This is a genomic window from Bacillus mycoides (assembly GCF_018742245.1).
GTDB classification, from domain to species: domain Bacteria; phylum Bacillota; class Bacilli; order Bacillales; family Bacillaceae_G; genus Bacillus_A; species Bacillus_A cereus_U.
Map to the genome: position 1 here is coordinate 641137 of NZ_CP036132.1, position 17142 is coordinate 658278.

Consider the following 17142-nt stretch of genomic DNA (forward strand, 5'->3'; position numbering starts at 1 on the left):
ATAATATTGTCATAGATTCGATTTACATTATATAATTTTATTTATATTCTGAATATTCTTTACAAAAAGGAGGAGGAATGTTGGAAGCTATCGTAAGTTGGATAAATAATATTGTTTGGAGTCCGGCACTTGTCTATTTATGTTTAGGAGTAGGCTTATATTTTTCCATTCGAACGAGGTTTTTACAAGTAAGACATGTAGGAGAAATGGTGAAGCTTACATTTCAAGGAGAAAAATCGGATGCGGGTGTTTCTTCGTTCCAAGCGTTAGCACTTTCGTTATCAGGACGCGTTGGAACGGGAAATATTGCCGGTGTTGCAACGGCTGTTGCCTTTGGTGGTCCAGGGGCTGTCTTTTGGATGTGGGCGGTAGCCTTTCTAGGAGCTGGTTCTGCATATGTAGAATCAACACTTGCACAAATATATAAGACGAAGCATCAAGGACAATTCCGCGGTGGTCCGGCTTATTACATTGAAAAAGGACTAGGGGTTAAATGGTACGCATTGGTGTTCGTCGCAGCAACGATTCTTGCAACAGGAATGCTGCTTCCAGGTGTTCAAGCGAATAGTATTGCTGTAAGTCTAGAAACAGCTTTTGGTATTAATACTTCTGTATCCGGAGCAGTATTAGTAGCGGCATTAGCACTTATTATTTTTGGTGGAGTTAAGCGAATTGTTAACGTAGCGCAAGTTGTAGTGCCGTTTATGGCGCTTGGTTATATTTTAGTAGCTTGTGTAATTGTAGCTATGAATATTGAAAAATTACCAGACGCTTTCATGTTAATTTTAAAAAGTGCATTTGCACTAGAAGCAGCTTTTGGCGGGATTATCGGTTTAGCAATCTCTTGGGGTGTAAAACGTGGTATTTATTCAAATGAAGCAGGGCAAGGAACTGGGGCCCATGCGGCGGCAGCTGCTGAAGTATCGCATCCAGCTAAACAAGGGTTAGTACAAGCATTTTCCGTTTACATTGATACATTATTTGTTTGTTCAGCAACAGCATTTATGATGATTATTACAGGCATGTATAACGTATTTGATGCAAGCGGAAAAAACTTTATCGTCAATAAATTAAATGGTGCACAGCCAGGTCCTGGTTATACACAGGCAGCGGTAGAATCTGTTTTCCCTGGATTTGGAAACGGTTTCGTCGCAATCTCTCTACTATTCTTCGCATTTACAACAATTATGGCTTATTACTACATTGCAGAAACGAATATAGCTTACTTAAATCGTGATAAAGACCGCCCTTGGATGTCTATCGTACTAAAGTTTGTATTCTTAGGGGTTGTATTCTACGGTTGTGTAAAAACAGCAGAAACAGCATGGGCTTTAGGAGATATTGGTGTAGGAATTATGGCATGGGTTAACATTATTGCGATTTTATTATTACAAAAACCGGCATTGATCGCATTAAAGGATTATGAAAAGCAGAAAAAAGAAGGAAAAGATCCAGTATTCGATCCACAGTCATTAGGAATTAAAAATGCTGATTTCTGGGAGCATGAATATGGGAAAGATAAAAAAGAAGAAGTATCTTAATAGAATAGGAATGAGAGAGCAAAGGGAAATCCCTTTGCTCTTTTTATGGACAAAATGAAGCTGAAAGTTATTTTTTTGCCCATTTTTGAATATAAAAAGAATGTACATGCTTTGTTAGGGGAAGGGGGGAGTATGTTGATTGAGTTTCGTAAAGTTAATAAATATTACGGTAACTTTCAAGTTTTGAAAAATATTAATGTACAAGTGAAAAAAGGTGAAGTGGTAGTAGTTGTTGGCCCTTCGGGATCAGGAAAAAGCACGTTGCTTCGGTGTATAAATCAGTTGGAGGCGATTACCGATGGAGAATTAATTGTACAAAATACAGACGTACACAATAAAAAAACAGATATGAATGAATTACGCCGAAATATTGGGATGGTCTTTCAACACTTTTATTTATACCCGCATAAAACAGTTCTTCAAAATATTACACTAGCACCGATTAAAGTAAATAAAGTTTCCAAAGAAAAGGCGGAGCAAACAGCGATGTTTTATTTAGAGAAAGTAGGAATCCCGGAGAAAGCAGGTGTATATCCACATCAATTATCTGGTGGACAACAGCAAAGGGTGGCGATTGCTAGAGGGCTCGCGATGCAACCGGAAATTATGCTATTTGATGAGCCTACGTCTGCTCTTGATCCAGAGATGATTGGGGAAGTGCTTGATGTTATGAAAGCGCTGGCTAAAGAAGGAATGACGATGGTTGTCGTCACACACGAGATGGGATTTGCACGTGAGGTAGCAGATAGGATTTTATTTATGGATGACGGTCAAATTATCGAAGATACAACACCAGCACAATTTTTTGCAAATCCTGAACAAGAAAGAGCTCGTCTATTTTTAAGCCGAGTGTTAAATCATTAAAGGAGGAATTTCATGCTTAAAATGAAAAAGCTGTTTACCCTAATCGTATTCTCATGTTTATTCGTGCTTATTGTTGCTGGATGCGGGGGTAAAAAAGACGAGGCGAAAGAAACAAATACGAAACAAGGCGGAGTTATTGAACAAATTAAGAAGCGCGGGAAATTAGTAGTTGGGGTAAAGAACGATACGAATTTATTTGGATTAAAAAATCCTTCAACAGGGCAGGTAGAAGGATTCGATATTGATATCGCGAAGGCGCTTGCGAAAAAAATTCTTGGTGATGAAAAGAAACTAGAGCTGAAAGAAGTAACGTCTAAAACACGTATTCCAATGCTGAAAAATGGAGATATTGATGCCATTATTGCGACAATGACAATTACAGAAGAGCGTAAAAAAGAAGTAGATTTTTCAGATGTATATTTTAAAGCGGGTCAATCGTTACTTGTGAAAAAAGGAAGCAATATTAAAAGTATTGATGATGTGAAACAAGGGGTTAAAGTATTGGCTGTAAAAGGCTCAACGTCTACAAATAACATCCGTCAAAAATCACCAGAAGCAACAGTATTAGAATTTGAAAATTATAGTGAGGCATTTACAGCGTTAAAAGCAGGTAAAGGCGATGTTTTAACGACAGATAATGCGATTCTTTATGGAATGGCAAAACAAGATTCTAATTATGAAGTTGTAGGGAAAAAATTTACGGATGAACCGTATGGAATTGCAGTGCAAAAAGGTGCAGACGATTTAACGAAAGAGATTAATAGTTTACTAAAAGATATGAATGCGAATGGGGAATACGATAAATTGTATGAAAAATGGATCGGTCAAAAGCAAGAAAAATAAAGTGAAACTTTAATAAGTGGGGAAGGGTTATCACCTACTGATGATTAGTAGCCTATACCAATTGGGATAAATAGTAAGAGTGAGAGGATGAGAGATGCTCATCCTCTTCTTATAAAGAAAGAGGGGAGAATATGTGCCTGATTTTTCTATTTTGACGAATAATATTGATATGTATTTAGAAGGATTTAAATATACGGTAATGTCTAGTGTAGTTGCGCTAATAGGAAGTTTTGTTTTAGGAATTGTTATGGCAGTGATGCGAATTTCACCTATTCGTATTTTGAATTGGATTGGCTCTGCCTATGTAGAGTTTGTTAGAAATATTCCACTCGTATTAATTGCATTCATTTTCTATTTTGCTTTGCCTGTAATAGGAATTACTTTCAACGGTTTTGTAGCAGGGACAGTTGCACTTACAGTTTATACAGCGGCTTTTATTGCGGAAGTAATTCGTGCTGGTATTTTATCAGTCGCGAAAGGTCAAATGGAAGCAGCGCGTTCTTCAGGATTAACTTATACGCAAGCGATGTATTATGTCGTCTTACCTCAAGCGATGAAAATCGTAATTCCTCCTCTAGGAAATCAATTTCTCAATTTAGTAAAAAACTCTTCAATACTCGGAATTATTGCTGGAACGGATTTAATGTATCAAGGAGACTTAATTTCAACGAAGACGTTTGTTACGTTTGATGTATATATATTTGTGGGGATGTTTTATTTAGTATTAACAATTCCGCTAAGTATGCTGGTGCGTTATTTGGAAAGACGCTTGGCAAAGGAGGGGGTGTAGATGGATTTTCAAGGTGCTATTACAGGAGATCATATACTCTTTTTATTAAAAGGATTGCTTATCACGCTAGAAGTCGCTCTTGTAGCAATTGTACTTAGCTTTATTATTGGTAGTGTAATAGGAATATTGCGCTATACGAAAATACCTGTCGTCGCACAAATATTAGGCTTGATCGTGGAAGTAATTCGAAATTTACCACTACTTTTAATTATATTTTTCACATATTTTGCACTCCCAGAAGCGGGCTTGAAATTAGAAATTATAACAGCTGTAATTGTTGCTTTAACAATATTTGAAGCAGCAATGATATCTGAAATTGTTCGAAGTGGTCTATTATCGATTGAAAAAGGGCAGATTGAGGCCGCAAGATCTTCAGGATTAACGTACGTTCAAGCGCTTTGGCATATTATTTTGCCACAAGCATTACGAAGAATGGTCCCACCGCTTGTCAGTCAGTTTATTTCATTGCTGAAAGATACATCATTAGCAGTTGGTATATCACTGCCGGAGCTTATGCATAATGCTCAAATTATTAGCGGGCAGAATGTAAATTATATGATTCCAACGTTTATAGTAGTAGCTTGTATGTACTTTATCGTAAATTATAGTTTATCAATTTTATCGAGAAGATTAGAACCTCGTTAACTCTTACAATATATGTAAGGGTTTTTCCTTGTTTATCCTTATTTTCCTCTAATTAGAATCTGAATCTCGCGATAATTCGATTTTTTATATTGTTTTATCAGAAAAGTTTTAATTTTATATAGAAATCGTAATCGCTTTCGTGTATATTTTTATTATCAGAAAATTTTAACAAGATATAGGGGTATCGGTAGGGGGAGGATTAAGATGCAGCAAACAACGAATGAGCAATTACATCGTACGATGAAGAGTAGACATTTATTTATGATCGCACTAGGTGGTGTAATCGGAACTGGTTTTTTTCTAGGTTCAGGTTATACCATTAATCAGGCTGGACCAGGGGGAGCCATCCTTTCATATTTAGTGGGCGGATTTATTATGTATTTAACAATGCTTTGTCTTGGAGAGCTAACGGTAGCAATGCCAGTTTCAGGATCTTTCCAAAAGTATGCGACGAAGTTTATTGGACCAGGAACTGGATTTATGATCGGCTGGTTATACTGGATTGGATGGGCAGTAACAGTAGGATTAGAATTAACATCGATCGGTTTAATGATGAAAAGATGGTTTCCGAATGTGGATGTTTGGGTATGGTGTCTCGTATTCGGGGTTATTTTATATGCTTCAAATGCAATATCAGCGAAGAGTTATGCTGAATTAGAGTTTTGGTTCTCTAGTATTAAAGTAGTTACAATTATTGCATTCATTCTACTTGGTGGTAGCGCATTACTAGGATTTTTACCATACGACGGAAAAGAAGCAGCGCCTCTTTTCTCTAACTTTGTAAGTGATGGAGGGCTATTCCCAAATGGACTAGCTGCAGTGCTTCTTACGATGATTACAGTTAACTTTTCCTTCCAAGGAACAGAGTTAATCGGGATTGCAGCAGGAGAGAGTCAGAATCCTGAAAAAACAATTCCACGCGCAATTCGTAATACAGTATGGCGCATTATGTTATTCTTCATTTTAACAATGACAATTTTAGTAGGGTTAATTTCTTGGAAAGAAGCAGGGATAATTGAAAGCCCATTCGTAGTTGTATTTGATAAAATCGGTATTCCATATGCAGCTGATATTATGAACTTCGTTATTATTACAGCTTTATTATCTGTAGCGAACTCAGGATTATATGCAGCAACGCGTATACTATGGTCACTTGCAAATGAAGGAATGGCACCAACTTCTTTCAAGAAGGTAAATAAACGTGGTATTCCAATTACAGCGCTAGTCGTAACGATTGCTGTTGCGGCGTTATCTTTATTAACAAGTTTCCTTGCAGAAGATACAGTATATATGTACTTATTATCTATAGCTGGTTTATCTGCTGTTTCAAGTTGGATCATTATTGCTTTATCGCAACTTCGCTTTAGAAGTCAGTATTTAAAAGGCGGAGGAAAATTAGAGGACTTAAAGTATAGAACACCACTATACCCGCTTGTTCCAATTTTAGCTTTAATTACAAATAGTATCGTTGTTATTAGTTTAGCGTTTATTCCAGAACAAAGAATGGCGTTATATTGTGGTATTCCATTTATCATTTTCTGCTATATATATTATTATATTAGTAAGAAACGGCAGAAACCGATGAAAGTGGAGATGGAGACAACAAATGAAACTAACAATCAAACACGATGATATTGAGGCAGATTTATCGTATGGTCAATTAGCGATTGGAAAAGAAAACGGGTATTCACCGTTACAATTACTCGTTTCTTCTATCGCAGGATGTAGTGCAATTGTCTTTCGAACAATTTTAGAAAAGAAACGTATTTCATACGATACGTTTACAATTGAAACTGAAGTTGGTAGAAGTGAAGCTGTATCAAAACCAGTTGAAAGTGTTCATTTGCACTATAAAATTAAAGCGCAAAACATTACAGAAGAGCAATTAGACAAGGCACTGCAACTTGCGGTGAAAAATTGCACAATTGTTCAATCTGTAAAGGATAGTATAAAAGTTACGGAGACAATTGAATTAATGAAGTGAAATGTAAAAACGTGAGAATAGGGCGCTCACGTTTTTATGTTTTTGACAGAGGGGGAAGCATGATGGAATGTTTAGGGTGTAAATTAGCAAATGAAGAAGAAATTATATATAAAGTGTATGAAGATGAGTATGTAACGTGTTTTTTAGATCATGTGCCCTTCTACCCAGGACATACTTTAATCGTTCCAAAGCAGCACGTTTTAGAAGTAGACGAATTAGATGATGTTGTAGCAAAATCAATTATGGATGCTTCTAAGCTTATTGCAAAAGCGATTAAGGCATTATATAAACCAGATGGAATTACGATTTGTCAAAATGGTGGGGTTTTTAATGAGTTAGCACATTACCATATGCATGTCGTACCAAGATATAAAGAGCGCTCGTTTGCTGAGTTTTATACGGTACAAGCAGAAGAAAAGCAGAATCATAACTTTGAAGAGACACAGAATTTGTTAAAAGAAGCGATAGAACAAATATTGCTTACTGAAAAGGTGTAAGAGGGATGTTCTTAAGGGAACAGTTAGGAAAACTCTAATATTAAAAAGCACAATTTCTCAGTTAAAATAGAGAAATTGTGCTTTTGTTTATTCTATTATTATATTATTAGATTTTTTTATTGAAGAATTACTCATTCGTGTTTTCAGTGTCACAAAGTATATCGTCCATTCGTTATATAGAGTGAGAGGAGGAATTATATGAAATTTACAAACAAAGATTATGAAAAGATGGAAGAGCTATACGAGTTATATGAACAAAAGATTTATTATGTAGCTTATTCTATTTTAAATAATATTCAGCAGGCTGAAGATGCAGTTCAAGAGACGTTTATTACTCTATATAAGAATTTGGAAAAGCTCCATAGCTTGAATACTCAAGAGCTTAAACGCTATATTTTGAGAATCGCGAAAAATAAAGCGATTGATAGCTACCGGAAAAATAAAAGGCATGAAGTATTCTTAGAAGAATATCAACGAGAATCAACAGAAATAGTAGATGAAAATATTGAAGAGTGGGAAAAACGTGTAATGTCCGAGGTTCAGATTGATACATTGTTAGAAGAGTTAAATGAGTCTAACAGACAGGTGTTTAAGTACAAAGTCTTCTATAACTTAACGTATCAAGAAATTTCAAATGTCATGGGGATAACGGAGGCCAATGTCCGCAAGCAGTTTGAACGCGCTCGAAAACGAGTCCAAAATATTATAGGAGGGATACAAAATGACGAATTTAAAGAACTCCAAAGAAATGTATGACCTTGCTGAAAAGATTGCTTTAGATGATTTTGATAAAATCGAAGAACAACATGAATTTTCACATACATATACGCGTAAAAAGAAAGTGTTTATGGAGGAAATGAAGCTGAAAGGCGAGCAACCGCAGAAAAAGCGTAAAAGACATCGTATGTTAATCGCTGCTGCCTGCTTATTGATTGGCATGCCGACAACCGTTTTTGGTGCAGTAAAAGTCTACAATATGATTGTCCAAAAACAAAATTACGAAGTAAATGTTTCAGTAACAAATAAGGACTCGAAAAAAATTGATAAGTGGTATAAGTTGAAAATTGGTAAATTACCAGAAAATATGGAAGCAATTGATGACTCTGCTATGAAATATTCATTTAAAGATAACGACGCAAATGGAGGCTTTTCATTTAGTCTTTGGAGAGTAGGGGAAAATGCGGATTTTCAAACGCTGTACTCGAAAAGTTACGAAGAAAAAGAGGTAAATGGTAGGAAAGCAGTAATTGTCCATAAAGAAACTGGAAACAACAATTTAATGTTTGACAGGAAGGTCTTTCTCTTTTTTGAGAAAGAAGGGATTATGTTAGAAAGTTATATTGGATCCGATGTAAATGAAGAACAAATGATGGATGTGTTAGGGAACATCTCACTTGAGCCTACGTCAAAAGAAAAGGCATCACATATAGTAGATTATGATGAAAATCGTTCTAGCAAAGCAGATGAACCTAAAGAAACTAAGGTTATTCCTTTGAAAAAAGATAGTAAACGACTATTTAGTGTAGGTCAAAAGATTCCAGTAACGATAGAGCAAATTACAGATAACAACAAACTTGAATACGTTATAGAAAAAGTTGAAGTCTTTGATTCAATCAAAGATTTTAAACAAGATAACTTTTATGAAATGGGCTTAGGAATACTAAGCAGGAATCAAGCTTTGGATCAAGCGGGACAATTGATACCATATAGACGAGATAAATATAAGATTGGAAATGGTAAAGATGCAATTGATAAATTAGTAGAATCAAAATTAGTTCATCCTAAATTTGTCTACCTAACAACAACAGTGAAAAATATAGGTAAACAGGCGACAGAAGAAATCTATATGCATCCATCTATAAAACTGCTTAAATCTGAAGGTAATGCATGGAACTACGCTAAAGAAGATGGAATTGCCGAAAAAAATATTATGACGGGCGAGGTTGATTATCTAGAACCCCACGGAGACGGAAAAAGCTTTTATAATATTGGCAGTATCCGACCAGGACAAGTGATGAAAGTTAACTTAGGTTATTTTGTAGATGAGGATAAACTAGATTCAATCTTCCTTGATGCTTTCCATTACAGAGGATTTAGTGGCACTGAAAATATGAATGCGGAATATCGTTGGTGGATTGATATTCGTCAATAGTAAAAACAATAGGAACAACTAGACTAAAAAGCTGCTTATATTTAGCAGCTTTTTTCGTCTCCATACATATGTAAAACTTCTTTCGCACGTATACGTAAACCATCTATTAATTCTTTCGGTTCTAAAACTTTTGCATCTTTTCCAAGCCTATAAAATAAAGGGGTAATAAAGTTAATTTCACCTTTATCAATTGTTGAATTTATATATCCTGTCCCGTCTTCGTTTACTACAACGAACTCTTCAAGGTAAGGAACGCTTTTACATTGGCGCACGCCTTCTGTCGTTAATAAAACATGTAACTGAGTAGGAATGTTTATTACGTTAGAGTTAGAGGCAAACCATTCTTCTAAATTCATGAATGTATCTTCATTTTCTTCCGTTGATAATATAGAAAGAATACGATCGACGCGATACAGTAATACCTTTTTTCTACTAAAGTCATAGGATGGCAAATACCATAAACCGTCGTGAGCATATACACCGATAGGATGAACATGTTTTGTTTTTATTCCAGATTTAGATTCGTATTGAAAGTGTAAATTTTTATTTTCAATAGCCGCGGTTAACACTTCTTTTAAAAATGGTGTCTCAATTGTTCTCTTCGGATTCCAAAAAGCGATATAAGAACGTATTTTATCGACTTTAACTTTCGCATCATTTTGTAGAGAGCTATACAGTTTATGAGTAACAGAATTGATTTCTGTATTAAAAGGCAAGTCTCGATAGTAGCTTAAAGATTGAAAAGCAAAAAAGATGGAGACTGCTTCTTCTTCGGTAAATAAAATGGGGGGAAGCATGTTGTTTGTTAATACTTTATATCCTCCGTTTCGACCTTGTTCAGCGTAAATGGGTAATCCCATATCACTTAAATCTAAAATATATCTATGGACAGTACGAACGGATATATTGAACTCATCAGCTATTTCTTGAGCTGTAAATTTTCTTTTCGCAGAAGCAAATATAAGAATGTCTAGTAAACGTTTTGCTTTTGACAAATATATCACTCGTTTCTTTTTTTACATGACATTAATTGTCATGTTTTACGGTTAGTATATTGTTTATATCATAATTTTATCAAGATGAGACGCAAGGAGGAAAAGAAATGTCACGTAAAATTGTTTTATTTATTGCAGCGAGCTTAGATGGATTTATCGCGAAAGAAGACGATGATTTAGAGTGGTTAATCGAAACGGAAGGAGAGGGAGACAACGGTTATACGGAAATGTATGAGACAATTGATACAATAATCATGGGAAAGAGAACGTACGATTATGTAGTAGAGCATATGGAACCATTCCCGTACCTAGATAAGAAATGTTATGTTTTTTCTAATTCTGAAAAAGGTTCAAATGGACATGTGGAATTTGTAAATGGAGATGTAGTAGAGTTCACCAAAAGGTTGAAAGAGCAGGAAGGATCTAAAATATGGATGGTCGGTGGAGGGAGTCTACTGAGAGAATTTTTTAGGAATAATCTAATTGATGAATATGTTGTTACGATTACACCTCACATATTAGGTTCTGGTATTCCACTATTTAAAGAAAAGAACCCGGAAATTAATTTAACTTTAACGGATACAAAACGTTTTGGTCAGTTTGTAAATCTATATTATAAAGTAAAATCTTAAAGGATAAAGAAACACGACTACTGATAGTAGTCGTGTTTTTATATAGATGGCAATGAAATTGTAAAGCAAGACCCGTGGTCAACTTCACTTGTGGCAGTAATATTCCCGCCGTGTAGTTCTACGATTTCCTTCACGATAGAAAGTCCTAAACCGGTTCCACCTGTAGCTCGTGTTCTTGCTTTATCAACACGATAAAAGCGGTCGAAAATGTGAGGGAGGTCTTCAGGAGGAATACCTTCTCCCTTGTCCTCAATTTTGATGGAAATATGTTTATGTTCTTCTGTAACAGAAATATTAATATGAGAATGTTCTTTTGAATGTCTATACGCGTTATTTAAAATGTTAGCCATAACTTGTTCAAAGCGCTGCTCATCTAGCTTTACTAAGAGTGAGAGAGGACATGTAAAAACAACTTTAATTTGTTTTTCTCCATACATCACATTTATTTTTTCAGTGATGCGAGTAAGGAAAGTGTGTAAATGCACTTCTTTTACTTGAATGAAAAAGTTATGCTTTTCCATTTGAGCGAGTGAAAATAAATCTTGAACTAAGTTTGTAATATAATCAGATTCGTCTTTTATAATGGATAAGTATTGTAAACGTTGCTCAGGAGGTATATCTTCTTTTAATGCAATGTCAGCATAACCTCTTACGTACGTTAAAGGTGTTCGTAATTCATGAGCAACACTCGCTAGAAATTCACTTCTTTCTGTTTTCATATAATGTAAATCATTTGCTAGAGTTTGGATAGATTCTGCTAGTTCACCAATTTCGTCATTTCGAGTAGTCGTTAATGAAACTGATAAATCGCCCTTACTCATTTTTTCAGTCGCTTGTTTCATGTGTAACAATGGTTTTGTTAATAAACGTGATAATAGAAAAATGGTGATGGCTGTTAATAGAAAAGTAATGACTCCGGCGATAATGAATTGTCTTGTTAGCCCGTTAACCATTTCTTCGATTGATTCCGTTCCGAGAAACATATATACATAGCCTTCCGTTTTTCCTGCCACTACAATTGGACTAACTGTACATATATAATTAGATGTTTTCCAATGATTCTCTATAATCGCTCCATCATGATCTGTTCGTGTTTGCATTCCTTCAATATGTTTTTTTATAGTAGTATTTATTTCATTGGATTTAGCTAGTACTTCTTTATTTGCATTTGTAATAATAACAGTTGTTTCAGCTTCGGATTCCATTAAAGCAACATGGGAGATTGTTTGCTTATCAAAATACTTTTCAAGGACATCTCGGTGACTATTTCCACGCTTTAATAAAGCAGTCATTTCTTCATTTACTCTAGTGTTCACAAGGCTATAATAGAGCAAGACAAATAGAACACTTTCGATTAAAAGTGTAACAATTAGAAAATAAAATCCGAGTTGAATAGAAATTCGCTTCATCGCTTTGCTCCTTAATCTAGGGTATCAATCCATCGATACCCTACTCCATATACAGTTTTTAAATGGTGATCAATAGGGAAATTTACTTTTCGTAATTTATCACGCAAATTACGAATATGTGAATCGACTGTTCTATCTTCTGTATTTGTATTCAATCCCCAAATTCGTTCAATGAGCTGATCACGGCTTAATACATAGTTCACATGACGTAAAAATAATCCGAGTAAAGAGAATTCGATTGGTGTGAGAAGAAGTTCTTCATTATAGACAGAAATGAAATGTTTGGCCTCATCCCATAAAATGCCGTGATATTGGATTTGCGCGTGTTGATTTGTTCGCCTTAAAACAGCTTCAATTCTTGCGAAAAGTTCCTCTGCGTGGAATGGTTTCGTCACGTAATCATCCGCTCCAAGTTTTAACCCTTGGATGACATCTACCGTTTGATCACGAGCAGTTACCATAATGATTGGAACGTTACTAAATGATCGAATTCTTTTGCACGTTTCCCACCCGTCCATCTTTGGCATCATAATATCGAGTAAAACAAATTTGAAGTTTCGATTTTCTATATGTGAAATAGCTTCTTCTCCGGACACTGCACATACGCAGTTGTATCCGATTGGAGTAAGATAAAGTGATAATAATTCAAGCATTCTCGGTTCATCATCTACAAGTAGTATATCGATCATAGAGTACCTCCGCATTTGTAGTCATTACTTAAATTGTAAGTCAAAATCATGAAGAAATGGTGCAGATTATAATGTATCTGCATAATTTCTTCAGAATTGCTTGTTATTGTAAAGTTGAAATTCCATTTTAGGTAATAAGATTGGTTCGAAAACAATTACGGGGGCGATATAGTGAAAAAGATGACCCGAATTTTTGGGATAACAATAATTGCGGCAGTCGGTCTTGCGGCATGCGGACAAACGAATACAGATCATAAAAATCATGAATCTACAAAAGAGAAGAAAACAGAGCAAAAGGAAATGAAAATGAATCAGGAGATAACTGCGCCGAAAGAAATGAATGCCGGGGCATCAGAGGATTTATTAACGACAAGTTTAAAAAATGTAACGAGATTAAATACAAATAATCCTCTGCAAATGGCAGTGTTAACTTCGCAAACGATATGGCCAGCAACGCATAAAGAGAATCAGCCAGGTGCTGTTATTTTAGTGCCAGTGAACGAGTGGCAATTGGGTATTGCAAGTGCGGATCTTATTCATCATCCGAATAACGGACCGATTTTATTTATAGAAAAAGAAGTGGTACCCGAAATGACGTTAAAAGAAATAAAACGATTAAATCCGCTCGGAACGAAAGATGGAACGCAAATTATGGTGATGGGGGATGTAGGGGCATCTGCGCTTGAGCAATTAAAAGAGTATAAAGTGAAGCAAATAAAAGAAACGGATTCAGCTAAATTTGCTAAAGATGTTGATAAAGAATATGCCGATATAACAGGGAATTATCCAAATAGCGTTATTATCGGTTCGTCTGAAGAAGAAGGACGTTTATATACAACACCAGCTGTAAATTGGATTTCTCATATGCCAGAGCCACTTTTATATACAGAAAAAGATAAGGTGCCAGAAGCGACAGTAGAGGCATTAAAAATGAGAAAAGATAAAGCAAATATATATGTGTTAGGACCAGAAAAAATCATTTCAAAAGAAGTAGAAAAAGAGTTAAGTAAATACGGTAAAGTAACACGTATTAGTGGGGAGACTCCAACAAAAAATTCGGTTGCATTTGCGAAATTTAAAGATAAAAAAACGAAATTTGGCTGGGGGTTCACAAAACCTGGTCACGGTTTGTCGTTTGTTTCGAGTAAAACACCAGACTTAGCAATTGCGGGAGCACCGTTTTCACATATGGGTAAACATGCCCCTGTTGTTTTGCTTGAGGAAGGAAGAGCTTCACAACCAGTTTATGACTTCCTTGCTACTATTCAGCCGAAGTTTAAAGATGATCCAACACTTGGACCGTATAACCATGGTTTCCTATTAGGAAGTACTAGTGATATTTCATTTGAAACACAAGGGATATTAGATGAGAGGTTAGAAATTGTTCAGGAAAGTGGTCAAGGTCACGGTGGACATTAATGAAATGAGAAAAGACGCTGTTAAGGTAGCGTCTTTTCTTTAGGAAACTTTTACATAGCACAACATCCTTTGCTCGTTATATAATAGCCTTCGTGCAGTCGGCCCTGATTTTCTTACGGAGAAAATCAAATGATAAAAGAGTAGAGGAGTGTTACTTTGTTTCAAACTATAAAAAATGAATGGTTCTCAAATGTGAGAGGGGACGTGCTATCGGGGATTGTTGTTGCTTTAGCATTAATTCCTGAAGCGATAGCTTTTTCTGTTATTGCAGGTGTAAATCCGACGGTTGGATTATACGCCGCTTTTTGTATTGCAGTTACAATGTCATTTGTTGGCGGAAGATCTGGGATGATTTCAGCTGCAACAGGTGCAATGGCATTATTAATGGTGACGCTCGTTAAAGATCATGGTTTGCAATATTTATTTGCTGTGACAATAGTAACAGGTATTGTTCAAATTATTTTTGGAGTGTTCAAGCTGAGCTCATTTATGAAGTTTGTTCCTAAATCCGTTATGAGTGGTTTTTTAAATTCACTTGGAATTTTAGTTTTTACAGCGCAATTGCCGCATTTTAAAAATGCAACTTGGCAAATGTATGCACTTGTCGCATTAGGACTTGCAATTATATATGTATTTCCACGTATTACGACGGCTGTACCGTCTACACTTATTTCAATTATTATTGTGACAAGTATTGCACTTATGAGTGGATTACAGTTGAAAACAGTAGGGGATATGGGAAGCTTACCGAAAGAATTACCGTTCTTCAGCATTCCTGATGTGCCGTTTACACTTGAGACATTAGGTATTATTTTACCGTACTCAGTTATGCTTGCAATTATCGGCTTACTAGAGTCATTATTAACAGCTTCGGTTTTAGACGATATGACACATACGGAAAGCAATAAACATAAGGAAGCACGTGGGCAAGGTATTGCAAACATTGTCGCTGGTTTCTTCGGAGGAATGGCAGGCTGTGCAATGATTGGACAATCTGTTATTAACATTAAATCAGGTGGTCGCGGGAGATTATCGACGTTTGTAGCCGGTGGCTTTTTAATCGTATTGCTATTTGTTTTAGGGGATTACGTTGTTCATATTCCGATGGCTGCTTTAGTTGCTGTTATGATTATGGTTTCGATTGGGACGTTTGATTGGAATTCTGTAGCAACAATTCATAAAGTACCGAAAGGAAACGCATTTGTTATGATCGTAACAGTTGTGATTGTCCTAAGCACACATAATTTAGGATTAGGTGTAATTATCGGAACGATAATTAGTGCGGTTTTATTTGCATTCAATATGGCAAAGATTCACGTGAAACATTTGTATATTGAAAATAAGAAAATATATGAAATTCACGGCCAACTATTCTTCGCATCTACGGCAGAGTATATAAATGCTTTTTCATACAATGAAGATGTGAAAGAAATTGAGATGAACTTTACTCATGCACATGTATGGGATGATTCAGCAGTAGCGGCAATTGACAAAGTTATAATGAAGTATGAACAGAACGGTGTGAAAGTAAGGATCACAGGGTTAAATGAACGAAGCTCGAAGATTGTTTCAAATTTAGCTATCTATAATAAGAGAATTGCTAGTTAGAAGCCTCCTTTTTAGGGGGCTTTATTATATAATACGAGTAGGATAACGAAAAGGGGATTCAGCATATGTACAAACAAATTTTATTAGCATGTGATGGTTCTGAACATGCACTTCGAGCAGCCGAGCATGCAACATATATTGCGAAATTTAACGAAGAAACACATGTTGAAGTTGTGTACGTAGTAGATAATAGAACGGCAAAATCAGATATTATACAAGGACAAACGGATTTAGAAACAATATCAGCTAGTCGAAAAGATAAATTAAAAGAGATTGAGGGTTTATTAAAGAAAGAGAACATTTCCTACAAAATTACGATTCTACATGGCGATCCAGGAGATACGATTGTTCAATATGTAAATACAGGAGATATAGATCTTGTTATTGCTGGGAGTAGAGGGCTAAATACACTGCAAGAGATGGTGCTTGGTAGTGTAAGTCATAAAATAGCAAAGCGTGTGAAATGCCCGGTGATGATTATAAAGTGAAACTTTAATCAGTGGGGGTTTTGTTCATCCCCCACTGATTATTAGCCTTCACCAATCGGGTATTTACGGGCAGCCCGACCCCCACCTAACTTCTTTGCTTTCGCTGAATTTTGAGGTGTGGGTCTTACTGCCCGGCGAATAGCGGGATAAAATAAATTGAGTGAGATAGTCTGTAGTGTAAGCGAGACCTTGATATAATTCGAGGTCTTTTTTGATGTATAGAGGGGGGGATTATGGCCATACTAGATATAAGTTTAGAGGGAAATTGTTAACTTACAAATTTGTAAGTTAGTTGTCAGTGAAATCGATGTTATGAAATTTTTTCCATTGATAAAATAAGAATATCAAAGGGGATATAGGGAGGATGGAAGGTATGAAATCATTTCAAAATTTGTCTTATAGCCAAGGAGTAAGTTTAATTTGTTTAGGTGGATTTGCTGGATCTGTTATGTTAGCTGTTTTAATAAAGATGTTTCAGCAAATGTTTTAATCGTATGAATAGAAAATAGAAGGGAATTGATTAATATAAATAGCAAGAGAAGAACGATAAATAAAAAATAGCTCTTAGCATGTAAGTAAATGCTGA

The 17142-nt window shown here is 35.6% G+C and carries 18 protein-coding genes; 15 read left to right on the plus strand and 3 right to left on the minus strand.

Annotation, left to right across the window (positions count from 1 at the left end):
- Positions 1–80 precede the first annotated feature (80 nt).
- The 10 genes from EXW56_RS03215 (at position 81) to EXW56_RS03260 (ending at position 9316) form a co-directional block, all read left to right on the plus strand.
- Positions 81–1541: an alanine/glycine:cation symporter family protein gene (locus EXW56_RS03215; protein WP_033714297.1), complete on the plus strand. Its 1461-nt coding sequence runs from the start codon at positions 81–83 to the stop codon at positions 1539–1541.
- 45 nt (positions 1542–1586) lie between these two features.
- Positions 1587–2405 (plus strand): amino acid ABC transporter ATP-binding protein, encoded by an 819-nt coding sequence (locus EXW56_RS03220; protein ID WP_080013777.1) that lies wholly within the window; start codon positions 1587–1589, stop codon positions 2403–2405.
- Positions 2406–2417: 12 nt separating this feature from the next.
- Positions 2418–3248 (plus strand): glutamine ABC transporter substrate-binding protein GlnH, encoded by an 831-nt coding sequence (glnH, locus tag EXW56_RS03225; protein ID WP_002201791.1) that lies wholly within the window; start codon positions 2418–2420, stop codon positions 3246–3248.
- Between the two features lie 133 nt (positions 3249–3381).
- Complete coding sequence (locus EXW56_RS03230; RefSeq protein ID WP_002201790.1) at positions 3382–4038, plus strand: amino acid ABC transporter permease; 657 nt, start codon at positions 3382–3384, stop codon at positions 4036–4038.
- Positions 4039–4683, plus strand: a complete 645-nt coding sequence (locus EXW56_RS03235; protein WP_215597171.1) for an amino acid ABC transporter permease — start codon at positions 4039–4041, stop codon at positions 4681–4683.
- Positions 4684–4887: 204 nt separating this feature from the next.
- Positions 4888–6315, plus strand: a complete 1428-nt coding sequence (locus EXW56_RS03240; protein WP_215557941.1) for an amino acid permease — start codon at positions 4888–4890, stop codon at positions 6313–6315.
- The gene (locus EXW56_RS03245) at positions 6290–6667 is read left to right on the plus strand and encodes an OsmC family protein (RefSeq protein ID WP_002201787.1); all 378 of its coding nucleotides are present in this window, start codon (positions 6290–6292) and stop codon (positions 6665–6667) included. Before EXW56_RS03240 ends, EXW56_RS03245 begins: the two co-directional genes overlap by 26 nt.
- 11 nt (positions 6668–6678) lie before the next feature.
- Positions 6679–7164 carry an HIT family protein gene (locus tag EXW56_RS03250; protein ID WP_215557943.1) on the plus strand — a complete coding sequence of 162 codons (486 nt, stop codon included), beginning with the start codon at positions 6679–6681 and terminating at the stop codon, positions 7162–7164.
- 198 nt (positions 7165–7362) lie between these two features.
- On the plus strand, positions 7363–7920 hold the full coding sequence (locus EXW56_RS03255; RefSeq protein ID WP_215557944.1) for an RNA polymerase sigma factor: 558 nt from the start codon (positions 7363–7365) through the stop codon (positions 7918–7920).
- A complete protein-coding gene (locus tag EXW56_RS03260; RefSeq protein WP_215597172.1) occupies positions 7886–9316 on the plus strand; it encodes a DUF4367 domain-containing protein in 1431 nt (476 codons plus the stop codon). The genes EXW56_RS03255 and EXW56_RS03260 overlap by 35 nt, the downstream gene beginning before the upstream one ends.
- Positions 9317–9357: 41 nt before the next feature.
- Here the strand turns inward: EXW56_RS03260 and EXW56_RS03265 are convergent, their stop codons facing one another.
- Positions 9358–10311 carry a helix-turn-helix transcriptional regulator gene (locus tag EXW56_RS03265; RefSeq protein WP_215597173.1) on the minus strand — a complete coding sequence of 318 codons (954 nt, stop codon included), beginning with the start codon at positions 10309–10311 and terminating at the stop codon, positions 9358–9360.
- A 107-nt stretch (positions 10312–10418) separates the two neighbouring features.
- Between EXW56_RS03265 and EXW56_RS03270 the strand changes: the two genes are divergently transcribed.
- On the plus strand, positions 10419–10943 hold the full coding sequence (locus tag EXW56_RS03270) for a dihydrofolate reductase family protein (RefSeq protein ID WP_078173832.1): 525 nt from the start codon (positions 10419–10421) through the stop codon (positions 10941–10943).
- Between the two features lie 38 nt (positions 10944–10981).
- On the opposite strand, the gene EXW56_RS03275 is transcribed toward EXW56_RS03270, so the two are convergent.
- Positions 10982–12352 (minus strand): sensor histidine kinase, encoded by a 1371-nt coding sequence (locus tag EXW56_RS03275; RefSeq protein WP_215597174.1) that lies wholly within the window; start codon positions 12350–12352, stop codon positions 10982–10984.
- Positions 12353–12363: 11 nt separating this feature from the next.
- The gene (locus EXW56_RS03280) at positions 12364–13041 is read right to left on the minus strand and encodes a response regulator transcription factor (protein ID WP_002201781.1); all 678 of its coding nucleotides are present in this window, start codon (positions 13039–13041) and stop codon (positions 12364–12366) included.
- 171 nt (positions 13042–13212) lie between these two features.
- Between EXW56_RS03280 and EXW56_RS03285 the strand changes: the two genes are divergently transcribed.
- From EXW56_RS03285 to EXW56_RS03300, 4 genes are all read left to right on the plus strand, one after another.
- Positions 13213–14460, plus strand: coding sequence for an ArsR family transcriptional regulator (locus EXW56_RS03285; protein ID WP_098988679.1), 1248 nt, complete (start codon positions 13213–13215; stop codon positions 14458–14460).
- A 156-nt stretch (positions 14461–14616) separates the two neighbouring features.
- Positions 14617–16068: a SulP family inorganic anion transporter gene (locus EXW56_RS03290; protein WP_215597175.1), complete on the plus strand. Its 1452-nt coding sequence runs from the start codon at positions 14617–14619 to the stop codon at positions 16066–16068.
- A 65-nt stretch (positions 16069–16133) separates the two neighbouring features.
- Complete coding sequence (locus EXW56_RS03295) at positions 16134–16556, plus strand: universal stress protein (RefSeq protein WP_002159291.1); 423 nt, start codon at positions 16134–16136, stop codon at positions 16554–16556.
- A gap of 373 nt (positions 16557–16929) precedes the next feature.
- Entirely contained in the window at positions 16930–17046 is a 117-nt protein-coding gene (locus EXW56_RS03300) for a DUF4027 family protein (RefSeq protein WP_002125236.1), read from the plus strand.
- Positions 17047–17142: the final 96 nt, after the last annotated feature.